General features: G+C 39.6%; 14 protein-coding genes. 12 read left to right on the plus strand and 2 right to left on the minus strand.

The window, feature by feature from the left end:
- The first annotated feature begins 137 nt into the window (after positions 1–137).
- The 6 genes from MHH78_RS15725 (at position 138) to MHH78_RS15750 (ending at position 4758) form a co-directional block, all read left to right on the plus strand.
- Positions 138–2381 (plus strand): hypothetical protein, encoded by a 2244-nt coding sequence (locus MHH78_RS15725; RefSeq protein ID WP_341167944.1) that lies wholly within the window; start codon positions 138–140, stop codon positions 2379–2381.
- Positions 2378–2680 (plus strand): EscU/YscU/HrcU family type III secretion system export apparatus switch protein, encoded by a 303-nt coding sequence (locus tag MHH78_RS15730; RefSeq protein WP_036724639.1) that lies wholly within the window; start codon positions 2378–2380, stop codon positions 2678–2680. The genes MHH78_RS15725 and MHH78_RS15730 overlap by 4 nt, the downstream gene beginning before the upstream one ends.
- Entirely contained in the window at positions 2677–3063 is a 387-nt protein-coding gene (locus tag MHH78_RS15735) for a YraN family protein (protein ID WP_036724640.1), read from the plus strand. The genes MHH78_RS15730 and MHH78_RS15735 overlap by 4 nt, the downstream gene beginning before the upstream one ends.
- A gap of 268 nt (positions 3064–3331) precedes the next feature.
- The gene (locus MHH78_RS15740; RefSeq protein WP_083677976.1) at positions 3332–3613 is read left to right on the plus strand and encodes a hypothetical protein; all 282 of its coding nucleotides are present in this window, start codon (positions 3332–3334) and stop codon (positions 3611–3613) included.
- A 34-nt stretch (positions 3614–3647) separates the two neighbouring features.
- Positions 3648–4157, plus strand: a complete 510-nt coding sequence (locus MHH78_RS15745) for a phosphoesterase (protein ID WP_341167945.1) — start codon at positions 3648–3650, stop codon at positions 4155–4157.
- Between the two features lie 355 nt (positions 4158–4512).
- Positions 4513–4758: a hypothetical protein gene (locus tag MHH78_RS15750; protein ID WP_341167946.1), complete on the plus strand. Its 246-nt coding sequence runs from the start codon at positions 4513–4515 to the stop codon at positions 4756–4758.
- A gap of 228 nt (positions 4759–4986) precedes the next feature.
- Here MHH78_RS15750 and MHH78_RS15755 read toward each other — a convergent pair whose 3' ends face one another.
- Positions 4987–5259 carry a helix-turn-helix domain-containing protein gene (locus tag MHH78_RS15755; RefSeq protein ID WP_341167947.1) on the minus strand — a complete coding sequence of 91 codons (273 nt, stop codon included), beginning with the start codon at positions 5257–5259 and terminating at the stop codon, positions 4987–4989.
- 193 nt (positions 5260–5452) lie between these two features.
- Here MHH78_RS15755 and MHH78_RS15760 point away from each other — a divergent pair, with 193 nt between their 5' ends.
- Positions 5453–5866 carry a hypothetical protein gene (locus tag MHH78_RS15760; RefSeq protein ID WP_341167948.1) on the plus strand — a complete coding sequence of 138 codons (414 nt, stop codon included), beginning with the start codon at positions 5453–5455 and terminating at the stop codon, positions 5864–5866.
- 329 nt (positions 5867–6195) lie between these two features.
- Positions 6196–7575 carry a hypothetical protein gene (locus tag MHH78_RS15765; protein ID WP_341167949.1) on the plus strand — a complete coding sequence of 460 codons (1380 nt, stop codon included), beginning with the start codon at positions 6196–6198 and terminating at the stop codon, positions 7573–7575.
- Between the two features lie 325 nt (positions 7576–7900).
- Here the strand turns inward: MHH78_RS15765 and MHH78_RS15770 are convergent, their stop codons facing one another.
- Positions 7901–8113, minus strand: coding sequence for a helix-turn-helix domain-containing protein (locus tag MHH78_RS15770; RefSeq protein ID WP_341167950.1), 213 nt, complete (start codon positions 8111–8113; stop codon positions 7901–7903).
- A 936-nt stretch (positions 8114–9049) separates the two neighbouring features.
- Between MHH78_RS15770 and MHH78_RS15775 the strand changes: the two genes are divergently transcribed.
- From MHH78_RS15775 to MHH78_RS15790, 4 genes are all read left to right on the plus strand, one after another.
- Entirely contained in the window at positions 9050–9988 is a 939-nt protein-coding gene (locus MHH78_RS15775; RefSeq protein ID WP_341167951.1) for a hypothetical protein, read from the plus strand.
- Positions 9975–11345, plus strand: a complete 1371-nt coding sequence (locus MHH78_RS15780) for an AlbA family DNA-binding domain-containing protein (RefSeq protein ID WP_341167952.1) — start codon at positions 9975–9977, stop codon at positions 11343–11345. Before MHH78_RS15775 ends, MHH78_RS15780 begins: the two co-directional genes overlap by 14 nt.
- Before the next feature lie 1463 nt (positions 11346–12808).
- Positions 12809–14209, plus strand: coding sequence for a hypothetical protein (locus tag MHH78_RS15785; protein ID WP_341167953.1), 1401 nt, complete (start codon positions 12809–12811; stop codon positions 14207–14209).
- Between the two features lie 574 nt (positions 14210–14783).
- A complete protein-coding gene (locus MHH78_RS15790) occupies positions 14784–17471 on the plus strand; it encodes a hypothetical protein (protein WP_341167954.1) in 2688 nt (895 codons plus the stop codon).
- Positions 17472–17684 lie beyond the last annotated feature (213 nt).

Here is a 17684-nt window from a genome sequence, read left to right on the forward strand (position 1 = left end):
ATTATCCTTCTATTTCTCGCTGAAATGGTGCCGTCCTCTAAAAGGATGGCATAGCAGTTTCCACTTGGCGTATCATCCCGATAATCACAAATGAAGGCGAAATACCGATATAAATAGAAAGAAGGGAGGCGGACAACATGAACATCGGATCACTGGTTCGCGGTTTGCTTGGCGACAGCAAGGCGGGGGAGGCCAAATCTGTAGAGCTTAAGGAAGGTCAGGTTGTTCGCGGCGTTGTGCTAAGCGTATCCGATTCCGGAAAAGAAGCTGTGGTACAGATTCAGGGAACGCCGGTACGGGCTGAACTGGAAACACCGCTGGCAGCCGGTCAGACGCTGAACCTGCAGGTGGGTGCACCAGGAGAAGGCGGCTTGCCGGTGCTTAAGCCGGTCTCTCTGGGGGAGGCGGCTATGGTCTCGCCGCAGAGTATGGGCGAGGCACTGGAGTCGCTTGGACTTGCCAATTCCAAGGCGGGACGGGAGATTGTTCAAGCGATGCAGGCCGGAGGGCTGGCCTTCACCAAGGAGACTGCAGCGAAGCTGGACGCAGTCATGAATGCCAAACCTCCCGGTGTCCCTGCCTCAGAGTGGCTGGAGGCGGCTGTAATATCAGTGAAGCGCGGTTTGCCTGTAACGGCTGAGACGGTGAAGGGGCTGCAGCAGGCTGTATTCGGACCGAAGCTGCATGATCTGCTGGCGAAGCTGGAGACTGCGCTGAACGTCTGGGTGCAGCAAGGGGAAGACGGCGACGGATCAGGTCAAGCTGCGGGGAATAGCAGACCTGCGGGTGGGCTGCTGGCAGGTGGAGCAAATGCCGGTCTGGCTGGTAATACTCCAGCAGCCGGTGCTCTTCCGGGAGGAGCTGCCGGGGTGAATACTCAGGCAGGAGTAACCGGTAATGCGGGGACTTCGCAGGCTGCTGGCAGTGCCAATGGACAAGCTGCGTTAGTACCAACGGGAGATGCGGAGCCGGCAGGAAGCGGGAATGCGGTTGGAGCGCGAGAAGGTTCTGGGAATACGGCTGGATCGGGTGCTGTAGCGGGAACGCGTGGCGAAGGAGCGGGGAATGCGGCTGGAGCGCGCGGTGAAGGTGATGGTATTGTAGCTGGAGCGCGTGAAGGAGCAGGGAATCCGGCTGGAGCGCGCGAAGGAGCGGGGAACGCAGCTGGAGTGCGTGAAGGAGCGGGAAGCGCAGCTGGAGTGCGTGAAGGCGCGGGGAACGCAGCTGGAGCGCGTGAGGGTGCGGGAATCGCAGCTGGAGTGCGAGAAAGCGCAGGGAACGCGGCAGGAACGCGTGAAGGCGCGGGAATCGCAGCTGGAGCGCGCGAAGGCGCGGGGAACGCAGCTGGAGTGCGAGAAGGAGCGGGGAACGCGGCAGGAACGCGTGAAGGAGCGGGGAACGCAGCTGGAGTGCGAGAAAGCGCGGGGAACGCGGCAGGAACGCGTGAAGGAGCGGGGAACGCAGCTGGAGTGCGTGAGGGCGCGGGGAACGCAGCTGGAGTGCGAGAAAGCGCGGGGAACGCAGCTGGAGTGCGTGAGGGCGCGGGCGTTGCCGCGCAGGCGCAGAGCGCTGCGGGGCCGGCCCTGCTCGCGAAGCTGCAGGGCGTGCTCTCCGAGCTGCGCGGCACTCTGCCGCAGCTCGCCGAAGCGCCGCCCGCCTCCGGCGCGGCGGGCGGCAGTGCAACCCCTGCGGCAGCGCAGCCGCAGGGGGAACCCGCCGCCACCCAGGGGACAGACCCCTGGGTGGGGCGGATCTTGAAGCTGCTCGGTGCGGAGCACGAGCAGCAGATCCTGCGCGGCGGCGGGGCGCACACCGCGCAGGCAGCGTCCGGCGGCGCAGAAGATGCCGCCGGTACGCTCAAGGGCGTGCTGCTGCAGGTACTGGGCAGCAGCGAGGCCCCGCCCGCGGTGAAGGAAGCCGCGGGCCAGCTGGTGCAGCAGCTTACAGGCCAGCAGCTGCTGCTGAATACAGACCGCACCGCGCCGTTCGCGCAGGTGACGATGTTCCTGCCGCTGCACGGTCCGGATGGCCGGGAGACGGCCTCTGTCCAGATCCAGTCGCGGCGCGGCAGCAAAGGGGAGCTCGACGCGGCGAATTGCCGCTTGTGGTTCGATCTGGACATGAAGCAGCTCGGCCAGACGATGGTCGATGTGCAGGTGGTCGACCGCATCGTCAGCCTGAAGCTGCATAACGATGAACCTTGGGTACTGGAGCTGCTGGAGGGCCGCCGCGAGGAGATGAAGGCGGCGGTCGAAGGCATAGGCTATCAATTGTCCAGCCTGCGTACGGAAGCATTGCCGGAACGGAGCGTGGCCGCTGCTGCGGTGAAGCCATCCGATTATGCTCCGCAGGAGTACAAAGGAGTAGATTACCGCATATGAGTGAGTCTGAGCAGAAGGTTCCGCAGAATCTCAAGAAGGCAGTGGCGCTCAAATATATTCCGGGCCAGAGCGATGCGCCGGTGGTTGTCGCTAAGGGGCAAGGCTCGGTAGCGGACATCATCCTGCAAAAGGCAAAGGAAAACGGAGTAGCGGTGCAGGAGGATGCGGCGCTGGTAGAGGTGCTCTCGAAGCTCGATCTGGACCAGCAGATTCCGCCTCAGCTCTATCAGCTGGTGGCTGAGATTCTCAGCTATGTATACCAGAGTGACCGGACAGCTGGTGAACGGAGACAGAAGTGAGCCATAACGGAGACGGCAGAACCTACACCCGTCAGGAGAAAGGCGCTGCTGCCGAGCAGGCGGCCCGAATGTATCTGACTTCGCGGGGCTACCTCATCCGGGATTATAACTGGCGCTGCCGTAGCGGAGAGCTGGATATTATCGCGGAGTATGAAGGCGCTCTGGTCTTCATTGAGGTGCGCAGCCGGAGCGGCTCAGCCGTGCAGGGCACTGCGGAGGAGTCGGTCGATGCACGCAAAATCCGTCAGGTGAGAGAGACAGCCCGGGTCTACCTGCACATGCAGGGACTGCAGCCGGCTGCAATTGCTTTTGATGTGATTGCTGTACAGCTTCAGCCGGATTTAAGCATCGCCTCCCTGCGGCATCTCCGGGAAGTCTTTTAGCTGTCTCTGTTTTGCAAAAACCGGGTAAAATTTAACAATTATCCTTGACAGATGCCGGACTTCATGGGTCATTTCTCAAAAGAAGTGGGTAAACATTAGTGTAACTTTTAATGCCACCATGAGGAGGGCTGCCGGAATGAGGAATCAATCAATGAATATACAGGTAAGCTTTACTTGCCAAAATTGTGAGCATAATATAGTAGCGGAACTTGGCGCAGAGCCCTTATCCGTTGTATGCTGCAGTAATTGTAATAAGACATTTACCGTTATGCGGCCTGCAATAGCGGAAGAGATATTGATTGACTGGGAGAATGAAGCGTTATTCCACAAGATGCGTGCTGAGAAAACCCAAGACAGCAACAGCAGCCTCTTGTCACTGGTCATCAATGTGATTGAGCTGCTGACCTGGCGCGACAAGGGTAACGGGCAAGTGGAGGCCATTAAGGAAATGCGCAAATGGCTGATCGAACACGAGGAAGCTCCGCCGGTGGCGGAATTAATACAAATGGATGTGAACCGGCGCGGAGCCAAACGGAAGTGGAATGAATAAGCAATCCAGCACTTAGCGAAAGCGGGGAGCGATCTTGTCCAACGAATTTTTTACCTCAGATCATCATTTTGGCCACAAGCTGATCATTGATTTTGAATCGCGGCCTTTTGCCAGTGCGGAAGAGATGGACAAGGTGATGGTTGCGAACTGGAATGCAGTCGTAAGAGAGGAGGACACGATTTTTCATCTGGGGGACTTTTCTTTCAGGAATCAAGAGGATACCCGTAGCATTGTGTCTGCCCTGAACGGGTACAAAATACTGATTCTTGGCAATCATGACCGTGGACGCGGACGGGGCTGGTGGCTGGAAGCCGGATTTGATGAGGTCAGTGAGTATCCGCTGATATACAAGGAGTTTTTTCTGCTCTCGCATGAGCCGATGTATATGAACAAGCATATGCCTTACGTGAATGTGCACGGTCATATTCATGGACAGAAATATGAGGGCAATCATCACTTTAATATTTGTGTGGAGCACTGGAATTACACCCCGCTGTCCTTTGAACAGATAAGGGATTCGGTGGTAGCCAGTGAAGAAGGCTGAATAAAATGATTCTTTGGTCATAGGTGCATATTTATGCAAGACGATTAAAAGCTGATTTTTGTGCAGCACTATATGCGCAATAACCTTGCATGTTGTGTAGGGTTTTAGGTATACTGAGTGTAATTGAGCTTACGGAAAAAGAGGAAGCACCTTTTTTCCTGGAAACGAACGCCCGTTGCGGGTGTATTTCTGGAGAAGAGGTGCTTATTTGTGTACGGAAAAATGCATAGCGCATGCCTGTATGGTATTGAAGGTGTAATGATCGGAGTAGAGGTGGATCTGGCTAACGGCTTGCCGCAGACCCATATAAGAGAAAACATAACCCAAAAAATATTTTGAATAATGGAGGAATGTTATGTCTCTTATATCGCAAATTATGCATTCAGCATGGAAAACCCAAGCTGTAGAAGAAAATGATAAGTTTATTGAAGTTGTCGAGATTCTGATTAATTCTGAATTGTTTGAGCAACTTTTTCTCGAACCAGATGCACAATATTTTATTTATCTGGATCAAGAAATGAGTAAATGGAGATTGTGCGGTATTCTATTAGTGGAAGATATGAATATAAAAGAATGGGAAGTTGTTACTAAGAAGAATTAAAATAGTTCTGTGTCGGAATGAGATAATTCATAAGTTTTTTTCTATCTTAAATATTTAACAGCATCTTAGATATAAAAAATTAAGTAAAGGTCTACTTATAGACATGCATAGAAGCCCTTGGACACGCTCCCAGGGCTTTTTCTTTGTGTCGGTATAATTGAACTTCAGACCATTGGTCATTCGTTACAACGAGTTATGTAAGCTGTGAACAGTATTACAGTATGTACTCTATTCATTTGGTGGTTCATTGGTAATATGGTTAATTTGCTTTATCTCAAATAGGTCATTAGGAGTAATGTCGAAATATTTGCATAATTTTACTATTAGTGAAGCTGGAATACGTTTATTTTCCATGTCTTTGTTATGTAAAAGGTCAATAATTGTTGATCTTCTGTGGCCTATGTCATCTGAGAGTTTGTTGGTAGAGATGTTGTACTTTTCAAGTAGTTCGCCAAGCTTGCAATACAAAATAAAATCTTTCTCGTTACCTTCTTTGAACATTTAGATACCCCCAAATTTATTATTTAATGCTTGTTCGTTAAACGGACATGTGGTATATTGTCATTAGGGAGCTGTTCGTTAAACGAACAAGTTAATATTATCACCCATCAAGGAAAATGTACACTATTTCCTCAATTTAGTCATGCCCATGTATCCAAACCAACAAACTACAATAAAAAGGGAGATAACAACGATGAATGAACGAATTACTATTCGACAAGTTGCTTTAGCTTTAAACATTGACCCTAACGCATTTATTTTAATTGAGGAATTAGAAGCTGTATTACTTACACAAGATGATATTTACGAGTTCATGACAAAGGCTATTGGATTGGATTGTAAACAGAATATAGACAGGAAAGAGATAAGTTACATACTTAGCGATATGAGAAGAGACAAGATGCGTGAATATAAATTGTCGCTATCTGAATTTGTTGGCTGGTTTAAAGTTGATCCAGTTGGAGCGCTAACTCATTTACTGGTGGAGAAAATAGGTGAAATACATATGAGACGAATTGAAGAATATCAAGTAACACCTGAACAGATATATGAGCGGCATGCCAATAATAAGGAAATGTATCTGTTCGGCCTGTTACATCTAATGTAGTGGAAATACTACAAGGAGAGAAGGGATACAGTGAAGAGGTATAGAACGGGTAGGCTGTTAAATGGAACTCTTTATGTACGTACTAAAGGTGGTAACTGGATAGCATTATCAATATTGATATAAATGAATAACGTGTAACCGGGCTGTCACTTACTAAAGTGATGGTCTTTTTTTTGATAAAAATCGACAAAATATTCCTAGTACATGTGTTCTACTTGGAAAAATATGCTACAATAGTATTGAGTACATTGTCCTATAAATCCAAAATTTTAACTAAACTACAGGACTCATGTACAGCCACATATCTTAGTTATGTAAGGGGGATTTTAATGTTAGAAGTTAAGGTTAAGAAGAAACAAAGAAACCTATTATTAAAGAGTGAGGTTACAAAGGATTATCCCTGGCTAAGTGAATTACTTGTGGCAAATGAAAGTTTTGGTGTTGAACGTGTACCACAGGAGTTAAAGGATGAGTTTGCTAGTATTGTCCCATTTATTATTAAGCAAGGTTCAGAGGAATGGAAAGGAAATGAAGATGTATTATTCCCCGTTGAAGATATGGGAGAAGTTGCTAGGAAACGCTGTGGGTTATGTGGTACAAAAAATAGATACATCCATTATATAAAGAATAGACTTAACGGTAATACTTTAAATGTGGGTAAAGATTGTGTGGAAGAGTTTGCGGATATAGATTTCTTGCAACATGGTAAATCAAAAGCAGAATTGTATAAGAATGCTCGTAAGATTAGAAGAATGGCTGAGATCAACAAGAAGATAAATGGTATTGACCTAATAATAGAATCATGGAATAGAATTCCGAACAGATATGATATCATCATTCCCAACTCTATAGAGAAACCATTTATTGAATGCGGTGTTCTTGCGAAGAAGTATTATGAAGGCTATTTAGATGAGAAATATTCAGAAAGTATATTTAAAAAAGTTGAAGATCAAGTAAAGCTGTACTACTCATTCATTCAACAGATGGACGATTATCAAATAAACAATATCAAGGATAAATTTGTTGTTACACGAGCTATGATGAGATGGCTTGCAGATAAGGGATTTAATGAAGCAATTGCAAAAGTAAAGGATGAAGGTAAGATATCTCCTTCAACTATTCAACAGATGTATGAGCCAACTTTTATTAAAGGAATCAACAAAAACATAGTCAAGGTATTAGAGAAGTTGGAGATAGAAGTAACAAGAACAGATTATGAAAATGGTTATTATGTCATCAAACCAGATATTTATAATGGACAAATTATATTGCATTGTAAGTTTGATAAGGTTGTTTTTTTCTTCGGTGGACTCTTATTTAATGAAAAACCTTATGCGAATCTAGATATGAAAAACTTGATTAGAGTGTCCACTATTGCGGATGATAAATCAATTGAGAATTTAATAGATGTTTTGTCTCATAATAAGTTTAGTAGAATGCAAGTAAGCTTACATTATGATTCGTTTGAGCTAAATGAAGTCGATATTACCAATATAGTTACTGGTGAGGTAATGGTAACAAAGTTAAATGATTTTGTTAATCAGTCTAAACGTTTCATGTTACATGCTCCAGAGTCAGAATTGCAAAAGTTTGAAGAACACTTATTAAGCATGGATTTGAAGAAGTATACAAAAGAAGAGTTGAGACAAGCGAGAGAAGAAATAGGTTCAATTTCAAGCAGATTTGGTTCATTAAAAGATGATGATTGAGTTTGTATAAATTAAATTGTGCGCAATATATATCTTCTACTCCGCGATTAATGTTATTCGTGTCGATACCATAACTGTAATAGAAAAAGTCTTGATAGATAAGGCTTTTTCTTTTTTTGTTTTCATGTATATTCTACTCATAATTATGCATAAAATTGCTGTATAAGCGCTTACTTTCCTGCTACTGATCTATTTTCCACATATGTGTGGAATTCTGTACCCAAAACAGCTAGAAAGCCTTATAGAGCCTGTACGCTCACTGTATGGCCTACTCATACGCCTATCCTACATACCCATATACAAAGAAAGAAGCCCTCTACAGGCTTCATTTACTGTCACGCTCTCTCTGTTTAGGATTGTCTTGGTCCTTAAGTATGAGCCATGTTTTACCACGTTTATCAGCTACTATCGTACCATCACCACATAGGCGTTTAACATGGTCCTGAGACAAGCCCCAATACTCTGATGCTTCCTCTGTAGTCATAAGCTGGTCTAGGATTGTATTAAGTTGATTGTGCTTCTCCTGATTGTTATCCATTGTTATAAGCCCCTATCGTCTTCTACTGTACTGTGAGAACCGTACTAATCCAACAACACTAATCAATATGGTTAGTATGAGCAAGGTAACGCTAAGTGTATTCAATTCAATAGTAAAGAATAGTATCACCGCTGTCAGGATCAACAACAAATAAACAATCTGATTTGATTTAATTTTCAAGTGTTCAACTCCCTTCAAATGGATTTTATAATAGAAATAAATACATTATATGTTTAATATTTATATATCCATTGTATCATAAAGCCCGTTATCGGGCAATGAAGTCATTGCATATTGACAATGTTAAATGTGGTATAATGTATAATAAGACTAAAGGGAACCCGATTGGATTCCCCTTAGCCTGCTTTCCTAACGGTGCTTTGTACTTCTTGGCGGGAGTTCAGCACCGTTTTGTTCTGTCTTGCGTTGTTCTTCTTTCTCCTTCCGTCTAGCCCGTTTCTCGTTGGTTATGAAGACCAGCAAGGAGAGTAGGAATGAAAGTGAAGGCAGGACAATTGATGATATGGATTTGATTGTCTCTAGCATGTTTATCACCTCTCTTTCTATATTCTTATTATACACCCGATACCGTGCATAGTCAATATATATTATTATTTTTAGTTTAATAAGGTGAGATTATGTCTAACCTGTGACTAAATTCATGGAGATGGGGGGCTATTTTACATCCATTTCCATATTTATTTTATACTATAGGCACATAGCACATCCTTCTACACAGTATTGTTATCCGTATTGTCGATAGTAGGGGGGATACTTTAAATCCATATGCCTAATTCATCCTCACTATATACCCCTATCTGTTCCACTCCGCGACTATGAAATAATATTTTTTCTTCTATACTATATATAGTAATGTTTGAACTCTGACCTATCGCTAAAAGTGCTTAGATAATTATAGAAGGGGTGTCGATAAGTATGTCCATTCGTAAATATTTTTCTGAGTTTGGTCTTAATATGTTTAGTGAAGCCCTATTTATGATGCAGCAAGATCAATTGAAGACTTTTGATGGGGTTGAAAATCCAGTTCACATATATTTTATATGCACTAGACCTAGAATCTCATTGGATGTAAATACTCTTAAATTTCTAGAAGGTACGTCTGAGGGGGAGTTTCTTATACAAAGAGAATGGGGATTTGATAGAGTACCATTTAAAGTGCCTAGTTATTTAAGTAAAGTTGCTCGATTTGAATGTCCATATCCTCATACTACTTTAAAACTTTTCAACGAAAATAATGAAATTATTTCAAGCGCTAGCGTGGCATTATTAATGAGTATGTTTGATATGAGACATGAAGCATTAGATCTTGAAGTGAAATATATAGGTCAATCTTATGGAGTAGAAGGTGCAAGAACTGCTCCGAATAGACTATTGTCACACTCAACACTTCAAGAAATTTATTTTGATATTATAAGTAAGACTCCTGATAAGGAAGTGTGGTTCATATTAGTACAATTTAAACAAATCCTGATAACGAGTTTCGATGGTACGCAAGAAAAATACGGAACAACAAATGAAGAAGATGATGAACATATGTATACTGTGATTAATACTCCAATTACCAAACAGCAAGAGATAAATTTTACAGAAGCAGCTCTAATAAGATACTTTCAACCTGAATACAATGATAAATTCAAATACAATTTTCCAAATCCAGCACATAGTACTTATGCAGAGTGCTATGATTTAGATTTGAATTCTATATATTTTGAGGTTCATACCGAAGATTTATACAGTAGACTATTCACTAAGACTGTTGGCCCAGAATGGATACATTTTGGTAAATTTACTATGCATTCTTCAGAAGAAAGAAGAGATATGATGAATTGGGGTACTCAGAATGATGTTAAATAAAGAATCATTCTACAGGATACTAGATGAAGGTAGAGAAGACAATGCTTGGGATTTTAAATTAGAAATAACCATCTCTGAAAAGAAGAAATTTTATGAACTGTTAAAGGATATATTAGCTTTCGCAAATAGTGAAGGGGGACATTTGTTACTTGGCGTTGAGGATAGGACGCATAATCTTTTAGGTGTTACGGTGGAAATTGATGAAGCAGAGTTGGTTCAAAAAATTGAGACTTCTTTAGGCTACTCAATTGATTGTAGGATTTTATACTTTAATGATAATGAAGATGAGACTAAAAGGCTTGGCATACTAAAAATTAATGGTTTAAACAAAATTTGTGTATCACCCAAGACATTCTCATCTGAAAAAGGTGTTATTGTTGAACAAGATGCTATTTATGTAAGAAGAGGGACAAGAAGTATTAAAGCTAACCAAGACCAACTGAATGATCTTGTAAGACGCTTACAAATTGCCTCTTCATACGAGTTTTCAGAAGAAGAAATAAGAGTAATAGAAAAAAATAAAAACTCAAGTTATCTGGAATTGAAGCAGTTTGATGATTATCTAAAAGGTGAGTTTGAGTTTACTGCTTCAAGTTTTGGCGATAAAATAAGCCAATTATGTTTTGATAATTTAAAGAATAATCGTCTTGAAGTTGGCAAATGGATCGGATTTGAAGAAAATAAAATAAACGAATACTTTAATGGAATTGCATATCCAACACTTGAACATGTATTACGAGCAGCTAAATATTTTGAGGTGCCTGTTAGTTTCTTTTTTAAACCAACTCAATATAGTCGATTGCCTATTTGGGAAAGTCCCATTGTAAATTATTGTCTCATTGACAAAGTAACTTCTAAACGAAATTTACTTTTTAATAATAACTGGGGAAGATTCTTTTCGACAGTTCTTTGGGATTTGGCGGAAAATGTATGTTTATTTGTCAAATGGATCGAATCTGACTATGAGGAATTCCTTCAAAATGAGGATAATGTTTTTTATTTATCAAACTCAGATGAATTATACAAGTATACCAACGGAATGTCACCCGCAGAAATAAACGAATTCAAAGATTTTTTAAGCACTCAACATTATAAGGTTATACAATATGGAACATTTAATAAAGAAACGTTATCTAGACTTCCAAAGGAACAATTTCTTTTTAGACTTATTGGCCTCGGGGAAGATTTAGTATGTAGATTAGTAAATGAAAGTATTAAAAGTATTGAAGTCAATAAATCAGATATTGAAGTCAAATATCATTTTATCGAGGAAATAAAAAATCGTCAGTATTTAGGAAGAGATTATAATTTAGATCAAATGAGATTGGATATAGACGATCCAAGTCAGGAGAAATAAGATATTTCTTAATCAATTCATAGGCGTTGGTACGTACCAAACCTCATACGACTAATCTGTCAATCGAGAATGTTCATGTTTTCAATAAGGACTTTTTTGTCTACATTGGAATTCTACGTTTTGTAGAAATAGAAATACGAAGTCGTCTTCGCTTATGGTGAATCGCCATATTAAAATGACTTCTGACAAGTTTTGGTCAAATGTTCTAACCTCTTGATTCAGGGGGTCTCAAATTTGCCGACATCCGCAAATATCGGATAAGACAGATCAGTGCTTTCGCCACAAGTGGAGAATAAATTAACCGTCCGTCCAATGGTCGGGGGCTTCTATTATCAAATCGTGAATTTCAGGGTTCGTGATTATGCCAAAACGGAAATCCTATTCTACCAAAAAGGGATAATAGAAAGGGGGTCCCAAGTTAGGACATCCTTGAAAGTTGGAGTGCATTTTGGTCCTCTAAACAGGGTATGTTAAACTTACGTCATCTGGACCATCGTGTTTCAAGATAGTTGAAGCAGAAGGTTATGGACAGATTTGTCCAATACCCTTTATCGAGAAATCTCGGAAAAGTATGTGCATTATGATTGGCCTTTAACTCGAATTCGAGAAAAAGTATGTGCATTATGATTAGCCTTTATCGGGGTTCCCCGAATAAGTAACGGAGCAGCAAATTTACTGCACCTTTATTAGGGTTCCCCAAATAAGTCGGGTAAGCTGTGGTTCCGAATTTGGAAGTACAAAAGTAACGACCTCTATCCACGACCTAACTATCCTCGTGGAGAATTCATCCACGACCTAACGGACTCTCTAATAAACTAAAAATAATCATATACAAATATATTTTTAAATGATATTCTATATCTACAGTCAGGAGGTGAATAATGCTTGGATTGTTAAGGATGTCAATGAAGTGATCTATAAGCCAAATATAATGATACTTTTATTATTTAATGTACCCCCTTTTGCCTAGTGGTAGCGGGAACGGAGGATTAGAATGAATATTGAGTTTTTCTATTGTTATAACCCTGCATTAAAAACGTACATAATCAAAAATGGAATTAAATACAATGGAATTGGCATCAATCCTAACTCCAATAAGAAATATTGGATGTTTCAACAGACAGATCACTTATCAGAGTGTATAGAGAACTACAAGTCAAAAAATGTATAGATTATATACAATGGTCAAAAAATGTATAGTTTTATACAAGTGAAGGTCAAAAAATGTATAGATTTAATACATAGTATGGTCAAAAAATGTATAAAAAGTATACCGAAATTGGGGTGCTTTAACAAAGATACCTTATAACAAAGATACCTAACAACAAAGAAGCTCGTTAGTTAAGTATTCGCTTACGCTATTGTTTAAAGATAAAGTTCAAAACCTTAAAAACAAAACCCATCTTGAACAATGTGACAATGGGTATCTAAAACTAATTAATATGGAGACTGGAGAATGTTAGATGAACGAATCTTACATTATTATTTACAATGAGTTTTTAAATAATGGTGATTATAAATTAAGTAACCGAGAATTATACGTTTATTGTCTGTTGTACACTTACAGATCACATTTTTACAATGAAACAACTACCACCATTGGCATTATTGCTGAAGATAAGTTAATGAATGAGGATACTAATCAGGCCAGAAATAACACTCTTGTTAAGAAGACTTTGCTATCTTTAGTTGATAAGAAAGTAATTATATTGAACTACAATAACAAAATATCAGCAAATTCAAAGCTAACAGTTAAATTTCCTCATTTACAAGGTGGGTATGAACAGTTCAATTTATCGTTATGGAACATGGTTAATCACATTGATGAATTGATTGTGCTGATATATCTAAAGAGATACAAGGGATTTGAGAAATCAAAAGATCATTGGAGTAGCTTAATAGGTTATTCTTCTAAAAATACAGGAGTTCATCTTATTAGTAAGATGGAATTGGATAATAAGATTTATCATGTTGAAGGCGACAAATATATTGATTCACAAGGAAGGGTAAAACAGCATCCTACTAAATGGTACATTGGACAGAAACTAGAACCAGAAGTTATGCCTGATACTGAAACAGATCCATTTAATTCTGATTCTGTAGTTGAAGGGGAATCTGACAATATTCCTCTAGACATTGACGAAGATAAGGGAGTTATAAGATGGGGACATTGGAAATCCGGAAACTTGGATGATTCAGATTATGATTTATATGTTTCTCAAAGAGACAATGAAGAATTTTTAGCTGTTGCAGATAAGAAAATCAGTATGATCAGCAAAAACAGAACAAATGATAAAGTTGTTTATGCTGTGAACAAGGGCATAAAAGAGGCTGAGGAACGATTATCAAAGAGAAAATACGAAGATTTGAAAAATGAAAGATTTGACAGAGAACAGAGTGAAATTAAAATTCTCAGTGACAGTAACCATACGCTTATTCGAAGAGACGAACAAATTTTACCCTTTGATCCTAATGACATTCGTGATAATGATATGTTATTAAGAATAGGGGATAAAGATGGACGATATTCAGGTACATATGAAGAGTGCATTGTTGAAAAGCGACTCAACAATCTGGTTAGATATTATGATAATGATGGACACCTATTCATGTCTGAGAAATCATTAGCCAGAACAAAGGATTATGTAATCGGTCTCTTGAGTAATCATAAGTACTCAGAAGCAATGGAAATTATTATTTCAGAATATAGAAACAATTTATTCTTACAATGTAACGCTGGGAAGCGTGAGGATGAGGTTTGGGAGGGGGATTATATCCAAACATGTACAGGTGATGAAGAAAATATTGATTTGACTAAACGAAGATTAGAAATGAAGAGGAAGTTAAGAGAAGTACAGACATAATTACGCTGATATTGCTTGCGCTATGTATATGTCACGCTCCCACATCAATTCTAAGCTTCATTTTCCTTATTGATTTATGTATAATCTGAACCTTTGTTCCTATCAGAGTATATTTGTAGGGTAAGCAGCAAGTCAGGAAATTCATAACAATTTATAAAAGAAATATAACAATATAATTTATTTATGTAGTAGGGGGATGCTAATGAGTAGATTTGTTCAAGTTGTTGGTTTATGTTTTGAGCATAGTTGTGGATTCACCTTAAACGAGGTATATGAATTACACACTTGTAACGACGAGGAATATGCATATGATGATTGTGGAAGAGAGAACTATAGCATAACGAATTGTGTAAAGACTGAACCAGTGGATTCAATGCAACTTTCATTATAGTTTATGTACATTAACATCCACACACAGCTAATAGGATACTTTGTACCAATGTTACAGGTGAGGTCTGGATAATAAGAGTATTCATATGAATTAAAGCTTAGAATTGATTCTAGAAGGTATAGGAGCGGGAGGATGAAAAAATATTAAATTAACTAAAAAATAATAAAATATCGGAGGAATTACATGCATATCGTACAACCACCAGTCTATATTCCATCTGTCGAAGCAAGTGCAATTTACAACCATAACCATAGAAGCAAATCTCTCCATGTAAAATATGTTGGCATGATACCATCCTCGTTGGAACTAGAGGCATTGATTAGGAATGGACTTAAAGTGATTACTAACAACAGAGGTAAGCGCAGATCTAATGACTTGATAAACGTAGAGTTTAAAACAAAAGTTAGAAATAGTACTGATATTGTTAATACATTAAACAACAAGATTGCTGACACTCAAAAGCAGATTGCGAAACTTGAAACAATGGATTTAAACAAAAAAAGAGATAGAAAGCGTATTGAGGATAAATTGATCAAGAAAAGAGACTATATTAATCATTTGGAACAAAATATAGACCTTGCTACTCATGAAGAATATGAAGAAATTGGACTTGAAAAACTGAGAGATGTGTTATACGAATATGGTTTCTATATCAAATACATTGACTACAATACAGGAGAAATCTTAGAGGAAATAGAGTATGTAGTTTATAAACGCAGCACTGCAAAGTCTAGAACAGGCAAAGTGCTATATATCAGAAAATCACTTTACGACTCAATGATTATGTGGTCACGTATGGGGTTGGAGTTTAGGAATGGAAGCGAAGAGGATTATGTATCTTTGCTGGCGTATGAATCACTCGTAGGAAGCAGCATTAGCAGTATGGTCAAAATTAAGCCAGAGAATATACTTGTTATTGAGGACGCTGTGAGTGCATTTAATCTCGATGTTAATATCATTTCTAAGGATGAAGACAGCCTTGTTAGTAAAGAGGGCAATACAACAATTAAGCAGATACTGTGGGATGGTCAGTCCTTATTAGATGAATCATATTACTATGACACTAAATCAATGATGCTATTGCGGAATCACTTTTTCAAGTCAGCCTGTTTTCGTTCTGGTGTGCAGCGATATCTTAAGGATCAAGCAGCAGAGCTGTGTTTTGATTTCAATACTTGGAAATTATCTGATATGTGGGGAAATGTAATCTTTGCAAAAGATGTGCATATGATCACGACTCCAAGCAGCCTCAAATTTTTGAAGTTTGCTGATAAAATTGGCACAAGTGCAGAAATGTGGGATTACTGGTGCGATCTTATTAAATCTGAAGGTTCATTATTTGGAGTAGTAAAAGGTGAGAAAGCTAGTAGATTAGGTGCTGATGAGGATGGAAAACCGATTCAGCAAATGAGTTATCAATACATCAACAGTTTACCATGTACCAATGAAGAACTAGGCGATTTAGTAAAATATGAACTTAACTACGTTATGAGTCTCAAAAATGATTTAAATGCTTTTTTACGCTATGCAGAAGAGACATCTGATATAACTAACAGTAACCAAATGATGGTTTCGCTTTATAATCACAACCCTAAGTTTGCAGGGACTAGTATGTTCCGGAAGTGGAAAGCAACTGAAATTAGTGATTATGTAGCAAGGGTTAAGATGGGGAAGGTTAAAATTCGCAATGCTGATTATGCTGTGTTACTGGGCAACCCTTGTGAAATGCTTGATGCTGCCATTGGTAAGTATAAAGAGAGTCAGACGGAACTTAAGGGGAATGAAGTATACACTAAGATGTTTGAACCTGGAGAATATATTTGTGGTTTTCGGAGTCCACATACTTCACCAGCTAACGTGCTATATGCAGAAAATACTGATTCTAAAAAAATCAGAGAGTACTTTCCAGACCTTAGCAAAAACATAGTAATTGTAAATAGCATTGGGTTTCCAATTTGTCAAATCTTATCAGGGAGCGATTTTGATTCAGATTCTTTGTTGATCACCAACAATCCTACACTTGTTAAACTGGCAAGAGATTGCAAAGACAATTATAAAGTATGCTATAACACAATTGGTACTGATACTAAACGCTATATAGTGGATAACAAAAATATGGCTAAGATTGATAGCCATCTAGCAAATAGTCAACTGTATATTGGTCAGGTGACCAATGTAGCACAGTTGTTAATGAGCAATGCTTGGGATGCAGTAAGGACAGGTAAGGATTCCACACAAATGTGGAAACAGTTAGAGTGCATGACTGTTTTATCTGGCTTATGCATTGATCTAGCCAAACGTATGCCTGATTTAGATGTTAAACTACAAATCTCTAATGCTAAAAAGGTTGAAAACATGATGCCTTATAAGCCCTACTGGTGGATGGTACGTAATAAAGAAGCCGCCAAAACAGGTAATAAAAAAGTCAAAGAAATGAAGCAGAATGAAAAAGTATCGTTTAGTTGTCCTATGGATTATCTTTATAATGCATTTACAGGGTTAGATTATGCTGAATCAAATTCTGAAACAGTAGAGATAAAGGATTTACTACTCCGCGCTGAAGCAGGTAAGGCAGATAATAAGCAGATGCATGCTATTGAAGATATCATTAATGAATATAGCAACAACATTAAACACACTCACTATAGAAACGTAAGCAATGAAGAAAAGAAAGAATTATTACAGCAGCGCAATCTATTAGCTGAAGAAGCTATAGCATCATTAAGTAAACGTAGAATTAATAAAAATACGATGTATGCTCTAGTGAATAGTATTCTAAATAGTGAGGTTGATAACGCAAAAGTTCGTTCTCTAAACCTGCTTTTTAAAACTAAAAATAATGATTTTATTATATTGTTTAAGAAAAAGTAAGTTTTTTATTCATGAAATAGGCGGAAAATCCTTATATATCAAGGGATTTTTTATTAAACTAAAGATTTGTATATGGAGAGAGAAAACTGTATGCAAAGGATATCCGAACAGGTTGCTTCACAAACAGCATAGCTAAGTAGTGACAGTTATCTCTCTGTATATTTTTAATTTGACATACTATATTATTTGGATTAAAGCAAAATCAAGTAAACT

The sequence above is a fragment of the Paenibacillus sp. FSL H3-0333 genome (assembly GCF_038002805.1).
GTDB lineage: Bacteria > Bacillota > Bacilli > Paenibacillales > Paenibacillaceae > Paenibacillus_AQ > Paenibacillus_AQ silagei.